Source organism: Brenneria corticis (genome assembly GCF_003115855.1).
In the GTDB taxonomy this organism is placed as follows: domain Bacteria; phylum Pseudomonadota; class Gammaproteobacteria; order Enterobacterales; family Enterobacteriaceae; genus Brenneria; species Brenneria corticis.
Window position 1 is genome coordinate 87,664 of the sequence record NZ_KZ819074.1, and the last position, 26,518, is coordinate 114,181.

Consider the following 26,518-nt stretch of genomic DNA (forward strand, 5'->3'; position numbering starts at 1 on the left):
ATAATTTATCGGATTTATCAGAAAGTTAAGAGATATTACTCTTCGCTGAACGTGATGATGTCATACATCAGGCTGCCGCCCTGCAATTTAAGCGAAACGCTATTATTTCCGTTGCGCAGTAATTCCGCGTCAACGGGAATCCGCTCGAAATGATAACGGCCGCTTTTTAACGCCCCGCGATAAATGGCTTTATCATTTTCATATTTCAGCGTCGCCGCGGTTTTTCCATTAACCAGCACCGCCAGCTCCGGCGTGGTGGCGTCGGTCATGCCGAAATTACTGGCCGCTGCCAGGGAAATATTCAGGTAATAGGTTTTCTTTTCCGGCCGCAGGGTGAAGCGGATATCCCATTTTCCCGGTTTGGTCTGGGCGTAATACCAGTCCCGCTGATAGTCGCTGCGGCCGATATCAAAGATCAGATCCGCGGGCACCTCGTTTTGCCAGCGGTAATTACGCGCTTCATTGCCGAAGCGGAACTCGCCGGCCTGACGATCCGCCTGCCCGATGGCCCAGATAACCGGCGGAGCGGCGGGGACGGCGATGTCCGGCAGCCGTTGATTGTCACCGGCAATATTTACCCTTTGCCGCGCCAGCACGCCGGGTTGCGTACCGCTGTTGGCATAGACGGTTAGCTGATATTCCCCGGCTCTCACCTGGTCGATGCGGAATGTACCCTGGCTATCCGTGGCGGCCTGATAGGAATAACCGCGCGTCTGCAAATCAAAAGGCTCGTCCAGTGATGAAGAAAGCACCACCGTCGCCGGCTGTTGCGCGCTCACCCGTCCGCTGACCTGGGTGCGATCCACGGCATAACGCGCATCGTTCAGCCAGCGATAAGGCCAGGAGACTTTTTCCGTCGCCGACCGGCGTCGGGCGTCGGCTATCACCTGCCGTTCATCGCCCTGATTGATATACAGCAACCACGGGCCGTAGAATTTTTTCCAGCCCGGCGTGGCGATCATATCCGGGGTGCCTAAATGCGCGCCGGTCATATAATTCAGAATAATGGCGTCCTGATGGACCAGCAGATCCTGTTTGAGCGCATCGCCGGAAAAATACTCGGTATTGCCGTGAATCAGCCAGGCGCCCACGCCATGGCCGAATACCCCCCAGAAAGGCGTCTGCCGCATATAACCGGCAAAATCATATTTGGAATAGACATGGCCGTCAGGTAAACGCCAGGTTTCATCCTGCACCTTCGGCAGTTGTTCAAGCTGGCTGTAAAGCAACGGCTTCCCCACGCGGACGCCGTTATAGAGATGATCAAGCCGTGCCGGATCGAAACGGTATACGTTGCGTAATTCACTGACTTTCACATCCTGGGCGCCGTTATTTTCCGCCACCACATAGCTGTAAATACCGCTAACGCCGCGACGAATAATCAGATGATATTCGAGGCGCAACAGCCCCTCTTTATCATCGATATAAGCAATATGGGCCATATCACGGCTATTGCGGATCACCTCGACTCGCTCGGGAGTGAAATCTTTTACCCCTTTAACGTAATAATCGAGATAAGCGCTGCGTGTCTTACTGGGATCTCGCTGCGCGCCGGAAAGGTTGGTAATAATATTTACCCCGTCTTTAATAATGCTCGCCGCGCTGCCGTCCTCCCCGAATTCAACCTTCAGCAAGCCATTATCCAATACCGCGTTCATACCGGAAACGGATAAGGATACGGCGTTATTCTGCGTGCAATAGCCATAGGGCGCCAGCACGGTACTTATTATTAGCAACAAGATGCTTTTCTTCACAGTCAATCCTCCTGATATTCAGCGTAACGGCCAAAAATCCCCGCAGAACGGCTTATTTTTTTGAGGAACGCCATTTCTGTAACCACGCTGGCGATTGGAAAAATGCTAAATCATAAAAAAGGGAACCGCACGGCAACGAAAAACATTTAAAAAATTGTGGAATTAAAATCACTTTACCGATAACGCTAATATTGACGGTTTCCCATACAGCTGGATTAAAATAGGGTATGAAAGCATGACTTACCTTTAAATTATTGCCATATTGATATTTCATCAGGCAGCCAAATGAAGATTGACATGATCCATCTCTCAGAAATAACAATTGAATTATTCGACATTACGACGCTATTTTATTAATTAACGTTAAACCATCCGTTATTCCCAGACGCGTAGATCATCTGTCCCAGTCAGCCCGCTATTTTTGCGAAACGCTTTCCTAATCCTTCCGCCACCGCTTGGCCGCCGTTATTTATCCGCTATGGTGCTGAAAGAACGCTGATCGGCTCCGCCTTCCCGTCTTTATCGCGCCGCCGCGGGAAATTATAGGTTTACACCTATATATTATTTAAGCTATATTGACTAAGGAAAGTTATGTGGACTATCGAAACCACCGACACCTTTGACCATTGGTTCGACGGCCTGGATGACGCCGACAGAATCAATGTACTGGCCTACATCATGGTGCTGCGGGAAAAAGGCCCCATGCTGACCAGACCCTATGCGGACAGCGTTAATGGTTCACGTCATCGCAACATGAAAGAACTGCGCGTTCAAAGCCAGGGAGATCCAATAAGAGTTTTCTTTGCGTTCGATCCCCGGCGGAGAGGCATTTTACTTTGTGGCGGCAACAAGACCGCTAATGAGAAAAGATTTTATACCGTAACCATCCCGATAGCAGACCGCGAGTTTTCTGCTCATCTGGCGAAACTCAAAAAAAGCGGAGAGTGATAAAGATGGCAAGAACATTCGACCAAATGTTGGAGCGAGAAAATCCTGAGGTTATCGCCAAAGCTCGGGCCAAAGCGGACGAGATGTTGCTTAACATCCATCTGGCGGAGATTCGTGAACGGGTGCGGAAAACCCAGCAGGAAGTCGCACTGGCGCTTGGCATTAAACAGCCAACCGTAGCCGGTATGGAAAAGCGAGGCCGCGACCTGAAACTGTCATCGCTGAAGCGTTACGTTGAAGCCACCGGCGGTAAACTGCACCTCGAAATCGAGCTGCCCGACGGCACCCGCTACGGTTTTTCCGTCTAAGCGGCCAGGCTCCCGTCAATGCCGCCCCGCCATAAGCGGCATGGCATATCGCAAGGCGTTGCCGGCGGGTAACCGCGCGGCGTTAAAACGCCACTTCCCGTATCAATACCGCAGAGACCACCTTCCAGCCGCGCACCAGCAGGCTTTGCGCTTCGCCGTCCATTACCACCGTGCCGCGTAAAACCTGGCGCTGGCCGCGGCCGCCGTCGGGCAGTCGCAGCAGCACCCGGTAAACCGCCTGCTCAGGGTGCAGTTTGCGCTGCGCGTCGCTCAGCGTGGCGATATCGCCGCCGTAGGTCGAGGCCAGTTCAGGTACGGCGCTCAAATCGCGGGTGGCGGTATGATCGATATCCACAATGGTCGCCGGTAACGCCGGGCTGCCGACATCCAGCGGGTAAAAATGCCCCTGCCCGCCCGTTTTCAGGCGCTGCCAGTCTTTCTCCGCCACAAAGGCTTCCACCAGTCCGCCCCCCGGTTTGGCGATCACCGCCAGCCATTCCCCCTGCGCCAGCCACTCGCCGGCCGCCAGCGGCGCGGCGATATCCGCCACCACGCCGTCTATCGGCGCGCGCACCGTCAATTGCGCCGACTGTCGTTGCAGCACGCTGAGCTTTTGCAGCGCGGCGTCGCGCTCCTGTTTCACCCTTTGGTGTTCCGCCGCCGCCTCCTTGTTGAATACCTGAAACGCGCCCTGCCAGTTCAGCGTGGCGATTTGCCGTTCCAGCTGCCGCCGTTCATGCAGCAAGGCATCGGCCGACAGCGTAAACAGCACGTCTCCCGCCCGCACCGGCTGCCCGACCTGCACGTCAATGCTGTTTATCATCGCGGGCAGCGGCATATACAGGCTGCTTTGCCCTTCGGCGCGCAGCAGCGCCGGGGCATAAACGCCGCGCTGCCAGGGAAGCGTCAACAGCAGCAGTAAAATAGCGCTCAGCGTCAGCGCAACCAGCATGTTCCGGTTCATACGATAATCCTTGCGGCGTTTGCTCCATTCGCGCACTTCATTCACGACGGGCATCACCACGAAATAGCCAATTTCGACGGCGAACAGCAGCATCCCCAGCAGCTTGAACGCCATGTGATAAACCAGTATGGCGATACCGGTAAACAGAAAGAAACGATAGATCCACACGCAGAAGGAGTAGCCCACCAGCGTACGCCGCAACCAGCGCGGAAATGGCTCCGGCGGTTCGTCCCCCAGTCCGAACAGCCACTCGCGCAGCTTCCAGCGCGCCATGGCGAAGCCGCGGTTTTGCAGGTTCGGCATCTGCAGCCAGTCCGAGAGCAGAAAATAGCCGTCAAAACGCATCAACGGGCTGAGATTAATCGCCAGCGTCATAATCCAGGTGGTGGTGGCCAGCATAAATGCCGCGCTGCGCAGCATGCCGTCCGGCAGGAAGCTCCAGGCCAGCGTCGCCCAGGCGGCCAGCGTCAGTTCTGTCGCCATGCCGGCGGCGCCTATCGCCATGCGCTGCCGGCGTCGGGTCAGCTTCCATGAGCCGGAGGTATCGGTGTACAGTACCGGCATCATCACCAGAAAGGCCACCCCCATGGCGGCGACCTTGGCGCCGAAGCGCTTGCAGGTATAGGCGTGCCCCAGCTCGTGCAGAACTTTGGTAAAACAGAGCGTCAGGCCCGCCAGCGCCGCCCCTTCCAGGGTAAAAAAATGCAGAAACGTATGCTTGAAGGTTTCCCACTGCCGCCCGGCCAGAAATAGCCCCAGCAGCGCGGCGATCAGCGTCAGATTTAAAAAGAAGCGGCTGAAAAAAGGTTCCACCCACGGCAGGGTACGGTGCAGAAAGCGATCCGGATGCCACAGCGGAATGCGAAAAAAAAGATAATTTTTCAGTAGTTTGCGCCACAGGGAGACCCGGCTTTGCGCCAACTGTCGTCCAAACTGCGCCAGCGCCTCGTCGCCCGTCGCCCGCGTCAGATTATTGGCCTGCAAGAAACGACTGAAATGCGCCACCTCGCCGTCATCGATATTGAGCGGCGACGTGCGGCGAATGGCGGCGACGATCTTTCCCGACTCGCCCAGCGACCAGTGCGACAGCATCGCCCTCTCCGCCCAGCCGATGCGGAAAAACAGACCGCGCAGCGGATCCTCCAGCGTCCAGCTCGGCGATCCGTCGCGGTTGGCGGGGCCGGCGTGCAGGATCAGTTCATCCCGCAGCGGGCTAAGCCCCGGCGCCGGACGCTGATTTATGTTGTTTATGGCGGACGCGGACAGCTCCTGCATCATCACACGCCCAGCCAGACACGCAGCGTAGCCAGCGGCTTACGCAGCAGGTAGACGATCAGCACCGTGCGCTGGCCGTACACTTTCGCCGTGCCTTTCAGACCGACGCGCAATTGGGCGTCGATCTGGGTAAAGCGGGCTTTCAGCCGGTAGGCCATCACGTTGTCCGGCGTCGGCGCGGCGCGGTAGCCAATCTGCTCCAGTTGCGCCCGCTGCGCCGCATTCGGCGCGACGTTGAGAAACAGACGCACCTCCGCGCCCTGCTCCAGGGCGATGGCGTCGGCCGCCGGAAGCTGGATTTCCAGCTCAACATCGCGCGGATCGGCGATCATCATGATCCGCTCGCCGACCGCCACCGACCGCCCGATCCAGTCGCTGGCGTCGTCAAAGATCGCCACGCCGTCGCGCGGGGAGACCAGTTGCATGCGTTCCAACTGCCGCTGCAGAAAGTCCATCTCGCTCTGCGCCTGTTCGCGCCGGCTTTGCAGCACCGCCAGGCTGGCTTTGCTATTGGCGTCAAACAGCGCCTGCTGCTGCGCCTGACGGTACTGGGCATCGGCCGTGGCCAGCGCCTGGCGCGCCGACTCCTGCCGGTTTCCCAGCTCACGGGCATCCAGCCGCGCCAGCGGTTGACCGGCGGCGATCTGCTGATTGGGCCGCACCAGAATATCGTCCACCACCCCGGCCACCGGCGCGCGCACCATCACCGGGCGATGCGCCACGATCTCCGCCGGCGCCAGCACCGACTGGCGCACCGGGAACAGCATCATCAGCAATAGCGCCGCCGCCCCGGCCAGTATCAGCCAGCGCCGGTTGGGGCGGGCGTCCGTTTTGCCGCGCCGGGTTTTACGCAAACCGATCCACGCATGGGAGTACGCATCCGCCAGCTTTTCCAGCAGCAGCAGTTCGCCGGACTGCCACGCGCCGTCGCGCGCCAGTATCAGCACCAGCGGCGTTTCACCCTGCGGCCGCCGCAGCGGCAGCCAGAGCAAAAACGCCGGCAGGTACTCCTGCCACAGCAGTTGGTCGTTGGCGGGCAGCTCCTGCCAACTCAGGGATTGAACCGGCCGATCCTCCTGCTGCCACCGGCGGCACAGGCGGCCGAACTCGATGCAAAACGGCGCGTTGTCATCGATGGAGACCAGGCCGGACGCTGCGCGCAGGCGCTGTTTTTCACAGTCCCACAGCAGCGCCTGGCGATATTTCACCAGGCCGTGGGTTTCATTAACCATCAAAAACGCCAGCTCGTCCGGCGTCTCCCGCGCTCTGGCGCGGCTTTGCAGCAGCAACAGCTCCGCCAGCAGCGCCAGCCGGCTATCCTGCTCGTTCGTCTGCGCGGCGCTGTGATTGCGGGTCATGGCGCGCCGCCGCCCGCCGCCGGCGAGATCTGCGCCACCCCGCTCATCCCCGGCAGCAATCCGGCGGTGGGCTGGGTGAGACGGCCAAACGCTTTCACCGACTGGCTGACGGGATCGACCGCCGAGGAGAGGCGGCTGATTTCCGCCGCATAGCTCAGCCCGGTTTCATCCAGCGTCACCTGAAAGGCGTGGCCCGGCGTTAACCACGTCAGCCAACGGGAAGGAACGATCATTTCCAGCTCGAAGGCGCTGTCATCGTAAATCGCCAGCAGTTCCTTGCCTTCCGGCACCGACTCCCAGCGCTTGACTTTGCTTTCCGTGACCCGGCCGGAGAACGGCGCCTTGATGGCGCAGCGTTGCAGCATGGCGCGGTTCACGCCGCTTTCCGCCTGCGCCATGGATACCGCCGAACGCGCCTGATCCACCTCAGACAGGCTGATCGAGTTGAGCTTATCCAGTCGGTTGGCGATGACCAGTTTTTTACGCGCGGCATTTTCCGCGGCGGCGGAATAGTTCAGTTTCTCCTTCAGCACCGCGCAGTCAAAGGTCAGCAGCGTATCGCCCTGTTTAAAATGCTCGCCCTCTTTCACCGCGATATCCGTCACTTTGGCCGCGATTTCGCTGGAAAGCACCGTATAACGCTGGGCGCTAAGCTGTACGCGGATATCGCCGTCAGCGGCCGCCTGCCCCCACAGGGGCGTCAGCAACGCCCCCGCCAGCAGCAACTGCTGCGCCTTCATCAGTGGGATCCCCCGGCCTGCAGGGATTGCAGGTTATCCCACATATCGGTGTTTACCGTGCGGTAGGGCTTGCCGGCGATGGCGGCGACCGGTTGCGCGACCGCCGGCGTCGGCGTTGCCGCCACCGCGGTCGGCGCGGCGGGCGTCGCCAGCGACAGGCGCGGCACCGGCACGCTGCCGGTTTCGATATTACCGGTGGCGCGGGCGATGGTATTGCGTAACGCCGCCAGGCTGGTATCGCCGACGTTATCCGGCAGCACATCCAGACCGGCGGCCTGATACACCGCGCCCAATGCGTTTTGCACGTCCGCGAAACTGCGGTCGCGCGCGCGGGTGGTAAGGATGGTTTCGGTGCTGACGCGCACCTGTTCCATCCGCGTTTCCGCCTGATGGCGCACGTTTAACTCGGTCTGATTCAGGATGCCGCGCTGAATGCGGGCCAGCTCCTGATAGCGGCTGAACATGCGCATACTTTGCTGATACTCCTGCCAGGCCACGTTCACCTGCGTCAGCACCGCCATACGCAGCGCCTGACGCCGCGCTTCCGCCAGATCCTCATTCGCCTGTCCGGCGCGCTTCACCGGCGACCATGACAGCACATTCAGCAGATTGCCGCTGACCTGAACCCCGGCGTTCGCCCACTGGTGATTGACCAGATAGCTGTTGCTGTCGCCGTTGATGCCGGCGAACAGCGACACGCCCGGCAGCAGCCGCAGCAGCGATTTACGGGTTTCCAGCACCGCATTGCGCGCCTGATAGCTCTCTTCGCGCACTTCAGGACGCTGCACCATCGAGAAGTTTTCCAGATCGTCGAGCGAGTAGGCCAGTTTCGGCGCCGTCAGACTGCTTTCTCCGGGCACCACCACATCGAATGAGCTGGCCGGCGGCAGGTTCATCAGCGACGCCAGACGGGATTTGGCGACCACCAGATCGCTATCGACGATTTCCAGCTGGCGCACCATTTCCAGCATGTTTTTCTGGAAACGCAGCGCCTCCACCGGGGCCAGCAGACGCTGTTGCTCGGTCTGACGGGCATATTCCAGCGACTGACGCGCCTCGACCAGCGCGGCCGTCACCTCCGGCTGCAAACGCTGGGCGGTGGCGGCTTCCCAGTAGGCGGTACGCACCTGGCGGGTGATATCGGCCACCACGCGGCGGCGGCGCTCTTCGGCGGCCAGGGATTTATTGGCCTGCATCTTGGCGTTGAAATAGCTGATGCCGAAATCCAGCACGTTCCAGCTCAGCGCCAGATCCGCCGTCCTCATGGTTTTATCCTGGCTGGTGGAAGCCTCCAGCGACTGCTGCCCGGTGCTCACCGATTCGCTGCTGGAACCGGCTACGTTGTCGCGGGTTTGCAGCCCGGCACGCGCCGCCAGCCTGGGCAGCATATCCAGACTGGCGACGCCGACCAGATTATCCTCCATCGCCTGTTCCATCAGCGCCACCCGCTGTTGCAGGTTATATTTCAGCGCGCGGGCAATCGCCTCGTCCAGGGTGATGGTGCCGCGCACCGGTTCCTGATTGGCGAACATCCGCGTGCGATCGCTGAGCGCCTGCGCGACCTGATGTTCCGTCGTCACCGGCTCAGGCGTTACCGCACATCCGGCCAGCCCCAGACAGGCCAGCGCCACCGCCAGTTTAAGCCCGCGTGAACCGGCGGGTTGCGGCGTACGGTCCCAGAGTTTTGCTATGTGCTGATTCACCAGGGTTCTCCCCATCCAATGTTGTATGTTGATGTTGTTATGTATGCTGCGCAGGCGGCGCCTGCTACCCCCTCCCGGCCTCCCCCTTGCCAGGGGGAGGAGCCAAACTCCCTCCCCTGCAAAGGAGAGGGTCGGGGTGGGGTGAAACACTACTCAGGCGACGCACTGTTCGCCGTTAGCTGCTGCAATGCGCTCAGCAGGTCGTCATACGCCGCCCGCTCCTGCTGCAACTGGGCGGAAAAGGCCGCCTTGCCGGCCGGAATCTCCGCCCGGACCGCCTGCGGCTCCGGCTGATGGTTTTCCCGCGCCGCCGCGCGTTCAAGCGGCGAAAAATCCACATTCTCCAGCGGCGGCATCAGCTCCGCCAGCGCGGGATTGAGCAGCCAGGGCGTGGCGGCATAGTCGAGCGCGCCGTTGGCCAGCGGATAGCGCTCTCTGGATAAGCTATCGCCATCCTGGGCCGTCGCCGCAGGATCAAGCGGCGCGGTCGGCCGCAGCGATGCGTTTTGCGCCTCTTCGCGACGCTTATCCTCCTGTTCGCTCAGCCATTGCTCCATCATGCCTAGCGCATTGGATGCGGGCAGGAAGACCGGCGATACCGGCTGTTTATCAACCGTTAACGTCAGGCTTCGGGCGGCCGTTCCCCCCTGTCCGTCGCTCACCGTTACCGTCAGCTCGAAGCTGCCGACAGCGAGCGTCCTGCCGCTGATGGTGCGCGTATCGGCATCGAAGCTCAGGCCGTCCGGCAGCCCGTCAACGCGCCAGCTCAACGCGTCGCCGTTGACGTCGCTGAACAGATCGCCCGCTAGCGCGGCGCGGTACGCCGCGGCCTGCGTGGCCGCCGGCAGTTCCGCCTCGGCGTCCGTCGCCTGCGGCGCGCTGTTAACGATATTGACCGTCGCCGCGATATTCAGGGCGGCGATATCCGCGCCGCCGTTCGCCGTGCCGCCGTCATCCTGCACCGCCGCCAGCGTAATAATGCGTTCGCCCGCCGTCACGACGGCGCTGTCGTTGACATAGGCCAGACCGTCGATCAGGGCCGCCGCGCTGGCGGCGGAAAGGCCGTCGGCGCTGCTGATGACCAGCGTGGCGGTGCCGTTGTCGAGCGTCACCGCCACCGTCAGGCCGCCGGCGGTGGTACCTGAACCGTCGATCAGGGCGATGGCGGTGCCGTCAATCGTCAGCGTCTCGCCGGCGCCGTCGCTCAGGCCGGAAACGCTCAGCGTCAGGGCGCTCACCCTCTGGTCCGCTTCCACGGTGGAAACGGTCGTGCCGCTAAACAGGCCGGCGGCCTCGCCGCCTTCCACATAGCCGGCGTCGGCGGGCGTGGTCGTCAGCAGAGGGGCATCGTTAACTTCCGTGACGTTCAGAGACAGCGTCACGCTGGCGCTGGCGCCATAGGCGTCGGTTACGCGCAGGACGAGACTCACGCCGGCGCCCGGATCGTCGCTGGCATTGCTATAGCCGATCTGTTGCAGTACCCGATTGGCGCTAGCGGTGGTCACATCCGCCGCAAAGGTCAGCGTCAGCGTACCGTCAACGTCGGCGAAGGCGGCGATGGCCGCGCCGTCAAGATAGAGCGTGCCGTCCGCCAGCGTCAGGCCGTTAGCGTCGATAAAGCCGTAGCCATCGTCGCTGCTGGCGCCGCCGTCGCGCGCCAGCGTGATGACGGCGCCGTTATAGTTGCCGGCGCCGTCGGCCAGCGCGTCATAGTCGGCGTCGCTGAGGGTAATCGCGCTGAGCGGCCGTATGGTTTGCTGCTCGTGGTAATCAACGGCGATTGCCGTCAGGCCATCCTTAAGACTGACCACGCCGCCGCTGCCGATGACCACCACCGCGCCGTGCGCGCCGGTCACCACGCTGCGGGCGCCGGCCAGCGCGGCCGTCGACGAACTGGAGAGCGTTTCCATCAGAGTCAGTGAACCGTCATCAGATTTATAGCGGCTGATACTGCCGTCCGAGCTGGTTACATATAGCGTGCCGTCGTCGCCGGACAGCGCAACGGCGGTAACGCCGGACAGATCGCCCACCGCGCCGCCATAGCTCAGCGCGCCGCCGGCGGCGTCAAAGCCGAATACGGCGACGCCATCCTCGCTGGCGACGTAAATCGTGCCGCCATCGCGGGAAACGGCGATATCGAGGGGGCCGGACATGTTGATGGCGCTTTCGCCAGCGGCCGCGCCGTCACGCAGCCAGGCGACCGCGCTAAGCGTGCCGTCCGCCGCGCGTTGGTAGACGATCAGCGTATTGGCGACCGTCTCGGCGGCCGGATCGGTCACCACATACACATAGTCGCCCACCGTCTGCACGCCAATCGCGGTAAACAGATAAGGTTCGCTGCCGGTGGAAGCGCTGACGGACTGGCGCAACGCATACTGGCCGCTCTCCGCGTCCAGGGTATAAACCAGCAGGCCGGAGTAGTTGCCATCCACCACGTAGAGGACGCCGCCGTCGGCGGAGATGGTCAGGTCGACGACGTTTTCCGTGGTCAGCGTCTGTAGCTGCGTCAGGCTGCCGTCGCCGCCGTCGCGGCTGAAGATAGTAATGCTGTCTCCGTCCGCGCCCAGCAGATAAAGCGTGCCGCCATCGGCGCTCACCTCGATCAGAGAAACGGATGAAACGCCGCTGTCCAGCGTCTGCAACAGCACCAGTTCGCCCGTCGCCGCGTTGCGGCTGAAAATGGCGATGCCGCCGTCGCTGCCGGCTACATACAGATAATCGCCGCCGGCGGTCAGCGCACTGGCCGCGATATCGTTAAGACCGCTGACCGCCGTCAGGCTGGCCGCCACTTCCAGATTGGTGTAATCGGCGCCGGCGCTAAGTTCGGGCGACGAGTTGTTCACCACCTCAATAGCCGCGGCGCTTTCCAGCAAGGTTGTATCGCTGCCGCCGTTGTCGCGGCCGCCGCTGTCGCGCACGCTGAGGGCGAAGGTGCGCACGCCGGCGGTCTGGGTATTGCTGAGATTGGCGTAGCTGGTCTGCTCGATCAGCGCGGCGCCGGCATCGGCGGCGATACCGGCGTCACTGGCGATGGTCACGACGGCGGTGTCGCCGTCAAGAGTCACGCTATACGCGTAACCGTTATCGAGCGTGCCGCTGCCGGCGACCAGCGCAATACGGGCGCCGGCGACGGTCAGCGTCTCGCTGTCGCCGTCCGCCAGGCCGGAAACGGTAAAGGTGATGGCGGAAATAGTCTGACCGCTTTCCACCGTCGAGAGGGAAACATCGCTGAACAGACCGGCACCGCTGCCGGCGGTGGCGTAAATGGCATCCGCCGGCGTGGCGTCGACCAGCGGCGCATCGTTAACCGCAACCACCGCGACGCTGGCCGCAATGGAGAGGACCACGCTATCGCTGCCGCCGTTGGCCGTGCCGCCGTCGTCCCGCACCGATGCCAGCATAACGGTGCGCGCGCCCGCCGTCGGATCGTCGCTCTGGTTGGCGTAGCCTAGTCCGGCGATCAGCGCCGTCGCATCCTGCACGGCGATACCGTCGCTGCCTGTGATCGTCACGCTGGCGGTCGTGCCGTCCAGGGTAATGCTATAGCGGTAGCCGTTCGCCGTTTCCCCGGCGGCATCCGCGGTCAGAGAAACCGCAGTCCCGTCGATAACCAGCGCTTCGCTCGCGCCGTCGCTCAGGCCGGAGACCGTCAGCACGATATTGCTGATGGCCTGGCCCGCCTCGCCCGTTGATATGGCAACGTCGCTGAACAGGGTCGCCGCATCGCCATTCTCGACGTAAGTGGCGACGACGGGCGTGGCGCTGACGGCGGGCGCGCTATTGGTCAGGCTGACGCTGACGGTACTGGCGATCGCCAGCGCGGTGGTGTTGACGCCGCCGTTGTCCGTCCCGCCGTTATCCTGAATCGAGGTCAGCGTAATGGTGCGGGCGCCGATAGTAGGGCTGTCGCTGACGTTGGCGTAGGCGATGCTGTCGATCAAGGCATCGGCGGCCTCCGTCGGCAGGCTGCCGCTCAGCGTAACGGTGGCGACGCCATCGATCACGCTGACGGAGAGCGTATAGCCGTAGTCGGCGGTGCCGCCGTCCTCGTTGCTCAGCGTAATGGCGCCCCCGGCGCTGGCGCCGTCGGTCAGCGCCACGCTGACGCCGCCCACCGTCAGCGTCTCGTTCTCGCCGTCCGTCAGGCCGGAGACGGTCAGGGTCAGGCTGCTGACGGCCTGCCCCGCCTCCGCCGTGGAGACCAGGCTATCGTCGAACAGTTTGACCGCGTTGCCGCCGCTGGTGTAAACCACGCCGCCGCCGCTGGTTTGCAGCGTCGGCGCGTCGTTGATTTCGGTAACGGCGAGCCGCAGATCGAGGCTGCCTGACGTGTACTGGTCCGCCACGGAAAGCGTCAGCGTAATGCTGCCGCCGGGATCGGCGCTGCTATTGCTATAGGCGATCTGTTGCAGCACCTGATTGGCGGTGGCGGTAGTGACGTCGGCGGTGAAAGTCAGGGTCAGCGTTCCCTCCGCGCTCGCGAAGGTGCCGATGGCCGCGCCGTTCAGGGAGATAACCCCGTCGGCCAGCGTCAGGCCGTTACCTTCGGTAAAGCCGTAGCCGTCCGCCGCGTTGGCCCCGCCGGCGCGCGCCAGCGTAAAGGCGGCTCCGTTATAGTTGCCGGCGCCGCCGTTTAGCGCGTCGTTATCGGCGTCGGAGAGGGTAACGCTGGCGGCAGGGTTGACGGCGCCGCCTTCGGTGTAGGCAACCGCCACCGCGCCGGTGCTGATCTGGCCCAGTCCGGTGCCGTTGTAGAAGCCGCCGACGTAGATGGAGGAGCCGTCCGAGGAGATCGCATAGCGGAAAGCCCGGCCCCCGCTGTTGGTCAGCGAGTCCGTTCGGGTCAGCGAGCCATCGTCGTTGACGCTGTAGACATAGACCGCGCCGGTCAGGTAGCCGGCGTAGAGGGCGGTTCCATCGGCCGAGAGCGAGAGCCCCCAAACCTGCGCGGCGGAAACGGAGGCGACGCGGGTGACGGTGTTGCTATCGCTGTCGTAATGCAGCGTGACCACCGTCCCGCCGGCCCCCGTCGCCACATAGATATAGCCGGCATCCGAAACCACCATGCCTCTTGAGGTGCCGCTCAGGCCGATACCGGTTCCGGTGGTGGCGTACGTCAGGGAACCGTCGTCGTTGGCGCCGTAGACGACAAGCCGGGAGCCGCCCAGCACGTAGATATTGCCCGACGAGTCGACGGCGACGGCCGAAGCGGTGCCGTAGCTGTCGCTGTAGGCGCCGGCCAGGGTCAGCGCGCCATTTTCTCCAACCCTGTAGGCGTAGAGCGTGCTGGCGGAAACGACATAGAGCGAGTCGCCGTCAGAGGAGATCGTCATCTGCTTGATTTGCGATGCATCGGCCACTTCCGTACTCAGACCGGTGGCGCTGAGCGTCCCGTCGTCGTTGACGCTGAGAACGGTAATGGCATAGGCGCCGGATGCGTTCTTACCCACCAGATAAACATATTGACCGTCGGCGGAATAGACCGCCGAAGTGGCGCTGTCCAGGCCGTTAATCTCAATACCGTTGGCATTATCGCCATCGTCGCCGGCGCCCTGGACAAAAGTTTGCACCAGGGTCAACGCGCCGGTCTCCGTGTCTCTGCTGTAGACATACAACGTGCTGTTGCCCGAAGGGGTAATCGCGTGGGAGTTGCTGCTGTTGCCCAGCACGATCAGCGTACCGTCGTCAGCAGAGAGTTCCAGACCGTAGACATACTGGCTAAAACCGGTCAGGTTGCCATCAATGGTGTACGCCAGCGCGCTGTCGGGCGCATCCAGCACCGGCGCGCTGTTATTGGCCTCGTCCACGGTGATCACCCGCAGCGTCAGTTCGGCGCTGGCGCTGGCTCCCGACTTGTCGGTCGCCGTTACGGTCACGGTATAGTCGCCCACCGCGCCGGCGGTGCCGGAGAGGGTCAGGGTGGCGGCGTCGAAAGTCAGGCCCGCGGGCAGTCCTGCGACCGTCCAGTTCAGGCTATCGCCGTAGAGACTGTCGGCGTCAATAAACAAGGCGGTATCCAGCGTGGCGCTGTAGCCGGCGTTTTCGGTGGCGTTCGCCAGCGCGCTGGAAACCTCTTCATTGACCTGCGGCGCCCGGTTGGCGATCTGCTCCACCGTCAGATCCAGATCCAGGGAAGCGCTGGCCCCCGAGGCGTCGCTGACCGTTACGGTGACGGTAAAATCGCCGGTTTCCGTGGCGGAACCGGAAATGGTGCGGGTCGCGGCGTCGAAAGTTAATCCCTCGGGCAGACCGCTGACGCTCCAGATCAACGCGTCGCCGTCGGCGTCGCTGAACAGACCGGGGAACAGGGTAAAGCTATAGGGCATTTCGCTGGTGGCCTTATCCAGGATGTAGCCGGTGGAGACGTCGGTATCGAGCTGCGGCACCGCGTTGACGCGCAGGGTGGTCACCACGCTATTGCTGGCGAGCGCGCCGTCGCTGGCGGCGACGGTAAGCAGGATGTAGCTGCCGACGGCGGCGCCGTCGTTGGCGTAGGTAAGCTGTCGCAGCACCTGATTGGCGATCGCCGTGGCGGCGTCGGCGGTAAATTTCAGCGTCAGCGCGCCGTCATCGCTGACGCTCAGGGTGGCGATGGCGCCGCCGTCAAGCGAAATCACGCCGTCGGCATAGGTCAGACCGCCGCCGTCGGCAAAGCCGAAGCTGCCGCCCGCCACGTTGGCATTGACGGTGATGCCGGCGCCGTTATAGTTGCCGGCGCCGCCGTTCAGCGCGTCGAAGTTGCCGTCGGCCAGCGTTATGCCATCGGCGAAGGCGGCGTAAGCGCCCCGATCGAGGGTCTGCGCGGCGCTGTAGCGGCTTACCCCGCCGCCGCCGACCACCAGCACGGACAGACCGTCGCCGGAGACGGCGATATCGCTGGCGCCGCCGCCGGCGATGCTGCTGACCAGCGTCAGGGCGCCCTTCCCGTCCACCGCGTACAGGCTGATGGCGCCGCCGGAGGTAACCGCATACAGCAGGCCGCCTTCGCGGCTCAGGGCGATGCCGGAAATACCGTCAAGGCTCAGCGTGCTTTGCAGGGTGAGCGCGCCGTCGCTGAAGCGGTAGACCTGTATGCTGTTGTCCGCGCTGCTGCCCAGGTACAGGAAAGCGGCATCCTCGCTGACGGCCATCAGGTAGGTCGAACTGCTGGAACGCACGGCGCTGGCGGTGATTGAATCGATGCGGGTAAGCGTGCCGTCGTCATTGATCTTCAGCACCGACAGGGTATCCGTGTAGGCCACGAACGAACTTCGATCGCCGATGACGAACAGGTAGCCGTTGGCGCTGACCACCGTCTCCGCCCGCGCCACGCCCAACTCATCCTCGCTGACAATCTGAATCCGACTGAGCGCGCCGCTATCGCCGTCGCGCGCGAAGACCGCCATGCCGTTGTTTTGCAAGGTGACATAGACATATGCGCCGTCGGAAGAGAGGGCGATATTGCGCGTGGTGTCGCCGGCCGAAACGGTCGCCACCTCGCCCAGGGAACCGTCATCGGCCAGACTCACGGCATAAACGTCGCCGCTGCCGCCGTTAACCAGATAGAGCGACTGGTCGTCGGCGCCGATCGCCATATCGGCCACGCTGCCCAGCCCCTCCACGGCGCTGGTGCCGACCAGCGTCAGGCGGCCGGCGTCGTCGACGGCAAACACCGACAACACGCCGTCTCCGGCGGCGTAGGCGTAGTCGCCGCCGCCGGCGTAAACCACCTTCACATTATCGCCAAGATCGTCGATGGTGAAAGACTCGGCCGGCTCCAGCGCGCCGTCGTCGGACAGCACCGGCGCGACGTTGACGCGGCTGTCGACGGTAACGGTGGAACTGATGTCCAGCGTGGCGCTGTCGCTGGCGTCGCTCAGGGTTTTCAGGGTGACGGTGACCGCCCCGCTTTCGACGGTATTATCCAGAGGTTGATAAGCGATGCCGTCGATCAAGGCCGCGGCGGCTTGAGGCGTGCCCCCCTCCAGCGCCGACTCGATGCTGACGGTAATGACGGCGGCGTCGCCGCTCACCGTTACCTGGTAACTGTAGCCGCCGTCGGTACTGCCCTCGCCAGACTGCAGTTTTATTTGCGCGCCGTCGATGGTTAGCGCCTGATTGGCGCCGCTGCGGTTAACCGTGATGACCAACTCCGTCAGATTCTGGTCGCCGCTATCGCGCGTCACGGTAACGTCGCTGAACAGATCCACGGCGGGAAAACTGTCGCTGCTGTCGGTAATCGCGACGGCGGCCCGCACCGGGGTGGCATCGACGCCCGGCGTGGTATCCGTGGCCGCGACCGTGGCCGCGACATCGGCCGCCGTGGTCACGGCGGCGGCATCGAACATCATGCGCGGTTCGAGCAGCATGGCCTGACGGTAACGAGGTGTGGGTTGGCGTATTGTCATCGTAGTTTTCCGCAAGTCAAAATGGTGTAAGGTCGGCGCGATTATTCGATCAATCTCACCTGGCTGCTCTGTTGAAACAACTCGTCGGCAATCTCTTCCAGACGCTGCTGAATGTCGTTTTCCCCGCCGGCAAAATCGACATCCGTAAGATAGGTCTGGTCTGAACTACTCTCCGAGCAGGTTGCCAATCCCGGTCTGGCGACCAGGTTAAAGGCTTCGGACGGATTTACGACGATCAGGTAAACCTTGAGGTCGCGCCGCCGAAAGCTGGAACATAGCTCGCTCAGGCGAGGCGTGACTTCGGCGGAACCGCTGCCGAACGAGGTGAACGAGCCGTTGATAAGCATGATTATCGCTTTGGTGCGCCTGACGCCGTCTTCACTAAAATCCTTCGGCAGATCGTCATCCAGATCCCAGCCCTCGCTTCCCCGGAATGCCGGAGCCAGCGCCATGGCGCTCCATCCCAGCGCCAGATCAAAATTGTTGGATGACGATCCCGGCAGGCGCATCTCATCCAGCCGGGATTGAATGGCTTCGATATCGTTGCTTAGCGGGAGCAGCGGCGCGACGGGGCAATCAGGAGAGGTGCGCATCCGATCGCCTTGATTGACTACCTGACCGCGAGAATATTGAATATAGCTATTGACCGGACGGTTCGACCCCACCAGAACCGAATAGGGATTATCAACCTCGGCGCGAAGTTGAAACGAGACCATAAACCGGCCCGTCGGCGCCTGTTCCCAGAAATAGTTTTCACCGACGTCCATGCCCCGATACAGGCACAGCAAGTTGGCGCGACGATCCGGGATGCGGCCGTCCGCCAGAACGTTGTTGCTGATGGAAGGCTCCACCACCGCCAGGCCGGGAGGAGTGATCCCCTCCGATGAAGCCCATTGCCGGATCAGCGCCGGGCGGCGCTCATCATATACGCTGACGCTGCCGGCATAAGGCACCAGCGCCAGCCAGACATTGTCGCTCTCTTCGATAAGCAATTCGGCAAGGTAGCGGCCAAAGTTACGCAACGCGGCCAGATTATCCGCACCGTTGCTGGCCGTATAGGCATTCGGCATCGCCAGCGCCACTTCCAGTGAGGCGGTGCGCACCTCCACCGTCGAATGGATCTGCTGTTCCCGGCTGTTCAGATCCAACAATTCCGGATCGGTGGCAAAGGTCGCGGTCACGGTATAGGTCGGGTAATTATCACCGCTGCGCCCGGCGCTGACGCTGACCTTATCCGGCGAGAACTCATCCGCCAGCTTGTCGTTTATACCCAGGTTGGCGCGGACGTACTCATAGGCCAGGGCGTTAATCTGTTCCCGATCGAAATCCTGATTGCGTTCGTTACTCGCCACCGCCTGATGCCCCACCGCCAGCGCGGCGGCGTCGGTGGCGCGCTTAACCTGCGACGCGTCGCCGGTGGCGATGGAGGAGTCGACGATAAACGCGGCGGTGACCAGCAGCGCCATGGTTCCCAGCACATAAAACGCCGTGCCCGCGCCGCGATCCTGACGCAGGAAAACGCCCAGCGCGCCCATTAAGCGCCGCCCACGGCCGCCGGTATTACTCTTCATTGTCCGCATACTCCTCTTCCGGCTGCCCCGCTTCGCGCCCCAGCGCGAGATCCAGCGCAATCACGCCGTCCGCCGTCCGGTTTACCTGCGTGACGTGCAGCAGGTTACTCAGCGACAGTCCGCCCAGCAGCGAGATATCCCGGCCCTGACGACATAGCTCCACCACCAGCATGGCGACGCTTTCGCTGCCGTCCTCTTCCTCTTTTTCCGGCAGTTCGCCGGGATAGGTCGCGCCGTAAGCCGCCTGATTATCGGGGCACACATTCTGCGAACTGCCGCGATTCAGCTGCCAGTACAGCGCCCCGGTCTGGCGCACGTTGCTGATAAGCAACTGGTATTCGCCCTGTTCGCTCTCCTGCGGCAATACCTCGTCCAGCAGCCCCTGCAGGCCTTCCTGCGTCAGATCCCGTTGCCGGCTCAGCACGGAAACGATGGCGCCGGCGCGCTGCTCCATCCGCTCCCGCTCCAGATTCACGCTATAGATGTCCGCGCACAGCGTGCCGATCGCCAGCACAATCGGCAGCGCCAGCGCGGTTTCCACCGCCGCGGAGCCGCGCCGCGCGCGCCGGAAGCGGCGTAACGCTTCTCTTACGCTAGTCATTACGCAGTTCCGTACCGAAAACATGTTTGTACTGGTAGCGGAAGGTGTCGCCCAGCGTCAGCACCTCGGGCAGCGGGGTAATAAACGCCTTCTGAATTTGCACCGTCACCGACCACACCGGCAAGGTGCCGCCGACTTCGCTGTCATCCGCCTCTTCGTCGCCGGTATTGACGGTCAGGCCGCCAAGCTGGCTCAGATTGTCGAAGTGCAACACGCTGACGGTGAGATCCTCTTCCCGCAGATAGCCGTAAGCCGCGTCGATCATCCGCTCTTTCAGGTTGCTCGCCATCTGTTCGGCGCTGTCGGCGTTGAGATCGTCGAGGCGGAAGGTCTGTACCGCCTTATCCAGAGCGGCGCTGCCCACGGCGATCACCAGCGCGATACGCGCCAGTTCGAACAGCATCATCACCCCCACCAGCACCACCGGCACCAGAAACGCCACTTCCACGGCGATCGCGCCGCGCGTACTGCGCCAACTCTCACCGTCACGCCGCCGCATCTTCATCACTCGGGATTGCTAAGCTGTAAACGCTGACGGCTGGAGAGCAGCAGCGTTTCGCCGCCGTTGTTCTGCTGGCGCATCTGCCGTAAACGCTGCTGCAGCGTCTCCATCAGCCCGTCGATAAACCGCGGCTGGGCGATGGTCGCCAGCGTACCGCGCGCCTCGTCCTGGCGATCGGCGTAGAGATAGGCCAGCGCCAGATTCAGCTTGCCGGCCGGGTTGCCGTTATCCACCGATCGCAATAAGCCGATGGCTTTGTCCGCCTCGCCGCTGGCCAGCCAGGAGAGCGCCAGATTGTTTATCGCCGCCACGTCCGCCGGGTTAACCTGCAACGCCTTTTCAAACAGCTGACGGGCTTCGCCGTGTCTGCCCGCCGCCTCCAGCACCACGCCCATGCCGTTAAGCGCGCCGACGCTGTCCGGCTGCGCCTTCAGCGCACAGGCGAAATCTTTCTGCGCCAGCGTATGGCGCCCCAGCGCCAGCTGCGCGCGTCCCATTCCCAGGCAGATCGCCAGCGCCTCCTGCGGTTTCAGCCTGTCGGTAGCGCCCAGCTCATGGCGGGCGCGGCCGTACAGCTCCAGCGTTTGCTGCGGCTGACGCACCGGCGCCGCCACGCTGGCGTACTCCAGCAGTTCGGTTCCTTGCAGCTCTCCGCGGCCGTCCATGCGGGCATAGACCTCCGTCGCCGCCTCAATGCGGCCCTGATCGCGCAATAACCGCGCCAGGCGCAGCCCCTCATCTTTGGTGCCCTTAATCGCCATTGAGCTGCCGCACCCCGCCAGCAGCGCGCCCAACAGCAGCACCAGCAACAGACGAGCGCCCCAGCGGCATCCGGTCGCCATTTTTTTCACCCGATCAAACATGTTCGCATACCCTCAGTACCTTCTTTTTCTGCTGTAAGATTCCAGACAACCCGGTGTCGCCTGAGATCCCCGCCTGCGCGGGGATGACGGAGCCTGCGCGGGGATGACGGGTGCCTGCGCGGGGATGACGGACGCCTGCGCGGAGACGACGAATTCCGCCGCGTTTTTTCCCACCCCGCCCCGCCGCTACTGCGCCAGCAGCCGAATCACCCGCACCAGCGCGGGCGACGCCATAATGGCGATAATCGGCGGCAGGATAAGCGCCATCAGCGGCACGCTGAGCTGGGCGGGCAATTTGCCCGCTTTTTCCTCCAGCGTCAGCAGCAGCGTCTTGCGGCTTTCATCGGCGATGGTGCGCAGCGCCTGCGACAGCGGCGTGCCGTAGCGTTCGGCCTGGATCAGCGTGGCGACCATACTTTCTATTTCCGCCACCCGGGTTCTTTCCGCCAGATGGATCATCGCCTGGGTGCGATCGGAGAGGATCTGCAACTCGGCGGCGGTGTAATGCAGCTCGTCGGCCATTTCCGGCGACGACAGCCCCAGCTCTTTCGATACCACCTGCAATACGCGGCCGATGGGCAATCCGGCTTCGGCGCACACCACCATAAGATCCAGCGCGTCCGGCACCGCGCGCGCCAGCTTTTCGCCCCGGCTGGCGGCGCGCCATTTCAGCCACCACTCCGGCAGCAGCGCGCCGACAAAAAAGCCGATCAGCCCGGCGGCGATGCCGGTCATACCGAGCCGGTCGGCGGGCGGCAGCCAGCCCCACACCAGCGTCACGGCGCACAGCAAGCCGACGAAAAATTTGCCCATCACCAGCCAGCCCACCGCTTCGTGGCGGCGAAAGCCGGCCAGGTCGAGCAGGCGGCGCAGGTTAAGACGATCCCGATCGGATCCGGACAGGCGATAGCCCTGTTGCGCTATCGGTAAAAGAATTTTTTCCAGCCAGGGAGCGAGGATTGTTCCCTGTCCTCTCAGGATAGAATCCTGAGAGGACTCCCCTATAGGGGAGCTGGGCAGATGCGCCCGCATGCGCTCCGCCAGTTGGCGATGCCGCCGCTGTCCGCCGTGGTAGCGGGCAAGGCATATCCCGGCGCCGATCAGCCCCAGCGCCAGCAGTAATAAGGGATCGCTAAATACCGTCATATGGGCTCTTCCCTCGTCCTCAGCTTATCCGCTTGACCATAAAATGAGTGACCAGCATCCCCAGGGAGACGCTGCACAGGGCGTAAATCAGCACCGTCGTTCCCACTGGATCGGCAAACAGGAAATTGAAATCATCCGGGGACTTCATATACAAATAGGCCAGACAGCAGGGAAACAGCGCCGCGACAATCTTGGCGGACGCCCGCGCTTCGGAGGTTTTGGACTGCACCTTGAGCTGCAACTCGCGGCGATCGCGCAGCGTGGCGGAGAGCCGTTCCAGCGTCTCCCCCAGGCGGCCGCCGGCTTCCTGATTGATAATCAAAATCACCACGAAAAAGCGGTATTCCGCCATCGGCACCCGACCGGCCGACGTCTGGATCACCTGGCGCAGCGGGATCCCCAGCTTCAGCCAGTGGTCGATGGTTTTAAATTCGGCCGCCAGCGGGCCGGTCAGATGCTCCGCCACGATGGCGAAGGTATTCGCCACCGGCACCCCGGCCCGACAGCTGCGGGTGATGGCGTCAATGGCTTCCGGCAGGCTTTCACGCAGCGCCTTGAGGTGCTTTTGCAGCGTGGCGCGAAACAGCAGGGCGCCGACGCAGGCGAACAGCAGCAGGGAAAACAGCAGCCCCAGCGTCAACGGCAGCAGGGTTCGCTGGCCCAGCGCCATTCCCAGCAGCAGCGAAGGCGCCGCCAGTATCAGCGCCCGCCGGCGCAGGTTTTTTTTCCAGCCGATAAACGCCAGCTGCGACCAGATCCCCGCCAGCCAGCGCCCCAGCAGCGGCACCTGCATCAGCGGCGTTTTTATCTCATCGCGCAGAATGGAGTCGGAGACCTGCCGCGCCGGCGGCGGCTCGACGTCGGCCAGGATCCGCCGCCAGCGCTGTTCGCGCTGCGCCCGGCGCTGACGCGCCTTTTGCCAGAAATAAACGGCAAGCACCGACAGCAGCACGCCGCAAAATACCAGCAGCGTCACCAGGTTCAGCAATAAGGGGGTCATCGGCGTCTCCTCAATCCGTCACGGCGCATCAAACAGATGCGCTTTATCGCTGTAGAACTGCGGGCGCTGAATATGCTGCACATAGTCGCCGGTCAACAGGCCCTGCCCGTCTTTACCCTTAATCTGGAAAGTAAACAGGTCCTGTAGCTGAATCACTTCATTTTCCATGCCGCACACCTCGGTGATGGACACCACCCGGCGCACGCCGTCGCGCATACGCTCGATCTGCACGATCAGATGCACCGCGCTGGCGATCTGCCGGCGGATCGCCATCAGCGGCAGTTGCATATTCGCCATCATCACCATATTTTCCAGGCGCTGGATCGAATCACGCGAGGTATTGGCGTGAACGGTGCACAGCGAGCCGTCGTGCCCGGTATTCATCGCCTGCAGCATGTCGAAACTTTCGCCGCCGCGCACTTCGCCGAGGATGATGCGATCGGGCCGCATACGCAGCGCGTTGCGCATCAAGTCGCGCTGGTCGACCCGCCCGGTGCCTTCGGCGCTTACCGAACGCGTTTCCAGCCGGATCACGTGCTCCTGCTGGAGTTGCAGTTCGGCGGCGTCCTCAATGGTGATAATGCGTTCGTCGCTGCCGATCTTTTGCGACAGCGCGTTGAGCAGCGTGGTTTTCCCCGCCCCCGTCCCGCCGGAGACAATCACGTTCACCCGCGCCTGCATCGCCTTGTTCAGCACGTCGGCCATGGCGTACGACATGCAGCGGCTTTCCGCCAGCGCTTCCAGCGACAGGTTGCGGCGCATAAATTTACGGATGGAGATGGTGGTGCCGTCAATCGCCAGCGGATAGGTAATCACGTTGACGCGGCTGCCGTCCGGCAGGCGGGCATCCACCATCGGACTGGCCTCGTCGATGCGCCGGCCCACCGCCGCCGCGATACGCTGCGCGGTGTTGAAGACATGTTCTTCGTCGATAAAGGTGATGGGCGAGAGCTCCAGCTTGCCGAAGCGCTCGACAAACACCTGATTGGCGCCGTTCACCAGAATGTCGTTGACCGTATCGTCGGCCAGCAGCGGCTGGATCGGACCGATACCGGTCATCTCATCCAGCATTTCCGCGGCGATGGCCTCTTCCTCCTGGCGGGAAAGCTGCAAACGCTGCTCGTCGCAAATCCGGCGGATCACCGTTTCGATCTGCACCAGTAGCTTATCGCGCCCCATCATCGCCGCTTTGCCGGCGTCGATCTGATCGTAAAGCTGCGCGCGGATTAAACGCCGCTGGCCGGTGCGGCCGTCCGTCTGCCGCGCCGCCGGCGTCGATGCGCCCGGATTGCCCGCCGCGGGCTGCGCCCGGTTTTCCGCCGCCGGGCGCGCTTTCAGTTCGGTGACGTTGGCCGCCGCCGCAGAGTGGGGAGCGCCGCTGGGCGCCTCGCCTTTTTGCAGATTGTTTTTATACGAATTGTTTTTACGAATCAGCATACTCTTTAACCTTTTGATAAATCGGCAATGTCAGCGGCCTCAGGCGCGTTTTAACCAGCGCGCGAACCAGCGTTTTTCCGCCGGTCTGGCGCGCACGCCGCAGGCCAGATCGACCAGTTGGCGCAGCCCTTGCTGAAAGGCCGGCGCCGCCGCCAGATTCAGCGCCCCCAGCGTCAGGCTCTGCGCCAACGCATGGCCGGCATGGGGCAGCGCCAGGTCGATTTTCCGCCCGGTGAACTGCTCGAACTGCTCGCGGCTGAGCGGCGCGGCGCCGGCGAAGCGGCTGTGGTTATGCACCAATAGCAGCCGCTGCCCTTCGCTCTCATCGCCGATTTCATGCAGCACGCGCCGCACGTTGCGGGCATCCTGCAGCGTCAGCTCGGTGACGATGATGCGCAGATCCGCGTAGGTCAGCACCTCCAGCGCGCCGGCGGGGTAGCTGCTGGGCAGATCCCAGATAACCTGGTTAAACATGCGGCACAGCGTGCCGCCGAGATTGAGCACGTTATCCACCTCGACCGGGCTGAGCTCCCCCAGATCGGGTTTCTGCGCCAGCAGATGCAAGCGGGTGTCGATGCGCAGCATGGCGCGCTGCAGCAGCCGGGCATCCAGCTCCTGAGTACCCAGCACCGCGGCCAGCCCGGCGTCTTCACTTTGCCCCTGCAACAGCAGCTGATCGCCGTTGCGGCGGTCGAAATCCACCAGCGCCACCGGCAGGCGACGCTCGCCGGAGAGCAGCCGGCTTAAGCCCATCGCCACCGTGCTGCCGCCGTCGCCGCCGCTGGCGCTGACCACGGCGATGGTCCGTCCGGTGCGGGCGTATTCCGGGCCGGCCTGCCGGCCTTCGCATTTCGCCAGCGTCGACGCCAGCAGATCCAGCGTGAACGGCTTGACCAGATAGTCCGCCACCCCCGCCTGCAACAGCGCCCGATACAGACCGACGTCCTGCTCTCTGCCGGTGGTAATCACCTGACTGGTGGGGCCGCACACGCTGAGCAACTCCTCCAGCGCCGGCAGCGGCCAGTGCGCGCCGTCCAAATCCACCAGCAGAATGCGCGGCGGCGGGTTCTGCTCGCACCATTGACGCGCGGCGGCGATGCCGCCCGCCCTCACCGGGGCGTCATGCTGCTTCAGGCGCGCCAGCTGGTCGCCGACCTCGGCGACCTCATGCTCTTCATGCACAAACGCCACCAGCGGCAGCGCCGGTTCGTCACCGTCGGCCGAGGGAGAAAGGGTTACTTCACTCATGGCACGCCGCTCCCTTAATCTTCATCAAAGTTGATGTCGATGAGCTCTTTCACCTCATCGGCCTGATAGCGTTCGATGCTGTTGACCGCTATTACGCCGTCCGCGGCATCCAGCGCTTTCGCCTGAATCAAATCGCGGGGCTCCGCCACCATCATCGCCAGGTTGTTTTGCGTCGCGCAGCCCAGATATCCCACGCCGTCGAACGGTTTCACCATCAGCAAGTCCGCATCGTTCACCTGGCAGCGGGCGGTTTTCACCGCCAGCGCTTCGGAGATCACCTCCAGGTCGCCGGACTGGCCGGCGGCGGAAGAGAGCCGCATCTGTTTCACTTTGCGCGCGTCGGCGCCGGCATTTTTCAATACGCTGGCCAGCCGCCCGGCCATGTGTTCGCCGCGCGCGCTGCGCGGGATCAGCGTCAGCGTCTGTTGCGACAGCCGCCCCTGATCTTTAAGCATCACATTGAGCTGTTTAAGGGATTCCGGGGTAAAGCCGCGCCCGTTCGCCGCCACCTGCAACGTTACCGCCAGCGAGGAGGGACGAACCTCAATCGGCGCCAGCGCCGGCTGCTCGTAACGTTGCAGACGCTGGCTGTTCACCGAACTATCGCCGCAGGCCGCCAGCAACAGACAGACGGCGCAGACGGTCAGGCTGCGTAGCGAACCGGCTGACGGTTTTATCGCGTTATTCTGGTTATTCATTTTTTCACCGTTTCA

17 protein-coding genes are annotated in these 26,518 nt (G+C 62.8%); 2 read left to right on the forward strand and 15 right to left on the reverse strand.

Features of this window, described 5'->3' with window-relative positions:
* Nucleotides 1-35 precede the first annotated feature (35 nt).
* Entirely contained in the window at nucleotides 36-1,754 is a 1,719-nt protein-coding gene (locus DDT56_RS05515) for a polysaccharide lyase family protein (protein WP_210416985.1), read from the reverse strand.
* A 591-nt stretch (nucleotides 1,755-2,345) separates the two neighbouring features.
* Between DDT56_RS05515 and DDT56_RS05520 the strand changes: the two genes are divergently transcribed.
* Both DDT56_RS05520 and DDT56_RS05525 read left to right on the forward strand, forming a co-directional pair.
* The gene (locus tag DDT56_RS05520; RefSeq protein WP_136165496.1) at nucleotides 2,346-2,702 is read left to right on the forward strand and encodes a type II toxin-antitoxin system RelE/ParE family toxin; all 357 of its coding nucleotides are present in this window, start codon (nucleotides 2,346-2,348) and stop codon (nucleotides 2,700-2,702) included.
* 5 nt (nucleotides 2,703-2,707) lie between these two features.
* Complete coding sequence (locus DDT56_RS05525; protein WP_136165497.1) at nucleotides 2,708-3,010, forward strand: helix-turn-helix domain-containing protein; 303 nt, start codon at nucleotides 2,708-2,710, stop codon at nucleotides 3,008-3,010.
* 82 nt (nucleotides 3,011-3,092) lie between these two features.
* Here DDT56_RS05525 and DDT56_RS05530 read toward each other — a convergent pair whose 3' ends face one another.
* The 14 genes from DDT56_RS05530 to DDT56_RS05595 all read right to left on the reverse strand — a co-directional run bounded on the left by DDT56_RS05530 (nucleotide 3,093) and on the right by DDT56_RS05595 (nucleotide 26,503).
* Complete coding sequence (locus DDT56_RS05530) at nucleotides 3,093-5,252, reverse strand: HlyD family efflux transporter periplasmic adaptor subunit (protein WP_246856729.1); 2,160 nt, start codon at nucleotides 5,250-5,252, stop codon at nucleotides 3,093-3,095.
* Entirely contained in the window at nucleotides 5,252-6,607 is a 1,356-nt protein-coding gene (locus DDT56_RS05535) for an efflux RND transporter periplasmic adaptor subunit (protein ID WP_136165498.1), read from the reverse strand. The genes DDT56_RS05530 and DDT56_RS05535 overlap by 1 nt, the downstream gene beginning before the upstream one ends.
* Nucleotides 6,604-7,347: an efflux RND transporter periplasmic adaptor subunit gene (locus DDT56_RS05540; RefSeq protein ID WP_136165499.1), complete on the reverse strand. Its 744-nt coding sequence runs from the start codon at nucleotides 7,345-7,347 to the stop codon at nucleotides 6,604-6,606. The genes DDT56_RS05535 and DDT56_RS05540 overlap by 4 nt, the downstream gene beginning before the upstream one ends.
* Complete coding sequence (locus DDT56_RS05545; RefSeq protein ID WP_417903687.1) at nucleotides 7,347-9,050, reverse strand: TolC family protein; 1,704 nt, start codon at nucleotides 9,048-9,050, stop codon at nucleotides 7,347-7,349. Before DDT56_RS05545 ends, DDT56_RS05540 begins: the two co-directional genes overlap by 1 nt.
* Before the next feature lie 149 nt (nucleotides 9,051-9,199).
* Nucleotides 9,200-17,437 (reverse strand): putative Ig domain-containing protein, encoded by an 8,238-nt coding sequence (locus tag DDT56_RS05550; RefSeq protein ID WP_136165501.1) that lies wholly within the window; start codon nucleotides 17,435-17,437, stop codon nucleotides 9,200-9,202.
* A gap of 41 nt (nucleotides 17,438-17,478) precedes the next feature.
* A complete protein-coding gene (locus DDT56_RS05555) occupies nucleotides 17,479-19,008 on the reverse strand; it encodes a TadE/TadG family type IV pilus assembly protein (RefSeq protein ID WP_246856730.1) in 1,530 nt (509 codons plus the stop codon).
* The gene (locus tag DDT56_RS05560; protein WP_136165503.1) at nucleotides 18,998-19,609 is read right to left on the reverse strand and encodes a hypothetical protein; all 612 of its coding nucleotides are present in this window, start codon (nucleotides 19,607-19,609) and stop codon (nucleotides 18,998-19,000) included. Before DDT56_RS05560 ends, DDT56_RS05555 begins: the two co-directional genes overlap by 11 nt.
* Complete coding sequence (locus DDT56_RS05565; protein ID WP_136165685.1) at nucleotides 19,602-20,108, reverse strand: TadE/TadG family type IV pilus assembly protein; 507 nt, start codon at nucleotides 20,106-20,108, stop codon at nucleotides 19,602-19,604. The genes DDT56_RS05560 and DDT56_RS05565 overlap by 8 nt, the downstream gene beginning before the upstream one ends.
* Nucleotides 20,109-20,113: 5 nt before the next feature.
* Nucleotides 20,114-20,974, reverse strand: coding sequence for a tetratricopeptide repeat protein (locus tag DDT56_RS05570; RefSeq protein WP_136165504.1), 861 nt, complete (start codon nucleotides 20,972-20,974; stop codon nucleotides 20,114-20,116).
* Nucleotides 20,975-21,160: 186 nt separating this feature from the next.
* Entirely contained in the window at nucleotides 21,161-22,120 is a 960-nt protein-coding gene (locus tag DDT56_RS05575) for a type II secretion system F family protein (RefSeq protein ID WP_136165505.1), read from the reverse strand.
* Between the two features lie 19 nt (nucleotides 22,121-22,139).
* The gene (locus DDT56_RS05580) at nucleotides 22,140-23,120 is read right to left on the reverse strand and encodes a type II secretion system F family protein (protein ID WP_136165506.1); all 981 of its coding nucleotides are present in this window, start codon (nucleotides 23,118-23,120) and stop codon (nucleotides 22,140-22,142) included.
* Between the two features lie 18 nt (nucleotides 23,121-23,138).
* Nucleotides 23,139-24,557 carry a TadA family conjugal transfer-associated ATPase gene (locus DDT56_RS05585; protein ID WP_136165507.1) on the reverse strand — a complete coding sequence of 473 codons (1,419 nt, stop codon included), beginning with the start codon at nucleotides 24,555-24,557 and terminating at the stop codon, nucleotides 23,139-23,141.
* Between the two features lie 39 nt (nucleotides 24,558-24,596).
* A complete protein-coding gene (locus tag DDT56_RS05590; protein ID WP_136165508.1) occupies nucleotides 24,597-25,805 on the reverse strand; it encodes a CpaE/TadZ family protein in 1,209 nt (402 codons plus the stop codon).
* A gap of 14 nt (nucleotides 25,806-25,819) precedes the next feature.
* On the reverse strand, nucleotides 25,820-26,503 hold the full coding sequence (locus DDT56_RS05595; RefSeq protein ID WP_136165509.1) for a CpaD family pilus assembly lipoprotein: 684 nt from the start codon (nucleotides 26,501-26,503) through the stop codon (nucleotides 25,820-25,822).
* Between the last annotated feature and the right edge of the window lie 15 nt (nucleotides 26,504-26,518).

Coding starts and splice junctions, on each gene's coding strand:
- DDT56_RS05540 (WP_136165499.1), bottom strand. CDS start 7,347: ATGAAGGCGCAGCAGTTGCTGCTGGCGGGGGCGTTGCTGACGCCCCTG.
- DDT56_RS05520 (WP_136165496.1), top strand. CDS start 2,346: ATGTGGACTATCGAAACCACCGACACCTTTGACCATTGGTTCGACGGC.
- DDT56_RS05535 (WP_136165498.1), bottom strand. CDS start 6,607: ATGACCCGCAATCACAGCGCCGCGCAGACGAACGAGCAGGATAGCCGG.
- DDT56_RS05560 (WP_136165503.1), bottom strand. CDS start 19,609: ATGACTAGCGTAAGAGAAGCGTTACGCCGCTTCCGGCGCGCGCGGCGC.
- DDT56_RS05575 (WP_136165505.1), bottom strand. CDS start 22,120: ATGACGGTATTTAGCGATCCCTTATTACTGCTGGCGCTGGGGCTGATC.
- DDT56_RS05525 (WP_136165497.1), top strand. CDS start 2,708: ATGGCAAGAACATTCGACCAAATGTTGGAGCGAGAAAATCCTGAGGTT.
- DDT56_RS05550 (WP_136165501.1), bottom strand. CDS start 17,437: ATGACAATACGCCAACCCACACCTCGTTACCGTCAGGCCATGCTGCTC.
- DDT56_RS05585 (WP_136165507.1), bottom strand. CDS start 24,557: ATGCTGATTCGTAAAAACAATTCGTATAAAAACAATCTGCAAAAAGGC.
- DDT56_RS05590 (WP_136165508.1), bottom strand. CDS start 25,805: ATGAGTGAAGTAACCCTTTCTCCCTCGGCCGACGGTGACGAACCGGCG.
- DDT56_RS05565 (WP_136165685.1), bottom strand. CDS start 20,108: ATGCGGCGGCGTGACGGTGAGAGTTGGCGCAGTACGCGCGGCGCGATC.
- DDT56_RS05570 (WP_136165504.1), bottom strand. CDS start 20,974: ATGTTTGATCGGGTGAAAAAAATGGCGACCGGATGCCGCTGGGGCGCT.
- DDT56_RS05530 (WP_246856729.1), bottom strand. CDS start 5,252: ATGATGCAGGAGCTGTCCGCGTCCGCCATAAACAACATAAATCAGCGT.
- DDT56_RS05555 (WP_246856730.1), bottom strand. CDS start 19,008: ATGAAGAGTAATACCGGCGGCCGTGGGCGGCGCTTAATGGGCGCGCTG.
- DDT56_RS05595 (WP_136165509.1), bottom strand. CDS start 26,503: ATGAATAACCAGAATAACGCGATAAAACCGTCAGCCGGTTCGCTACGC.
- DDT56_RS05580 (WP_136165506.1), bottom strand. CDS start 23,120: ATGACCCCCTTATTGCTGAACCTGGTGACGCTGCTGGTATTTTGCGGC.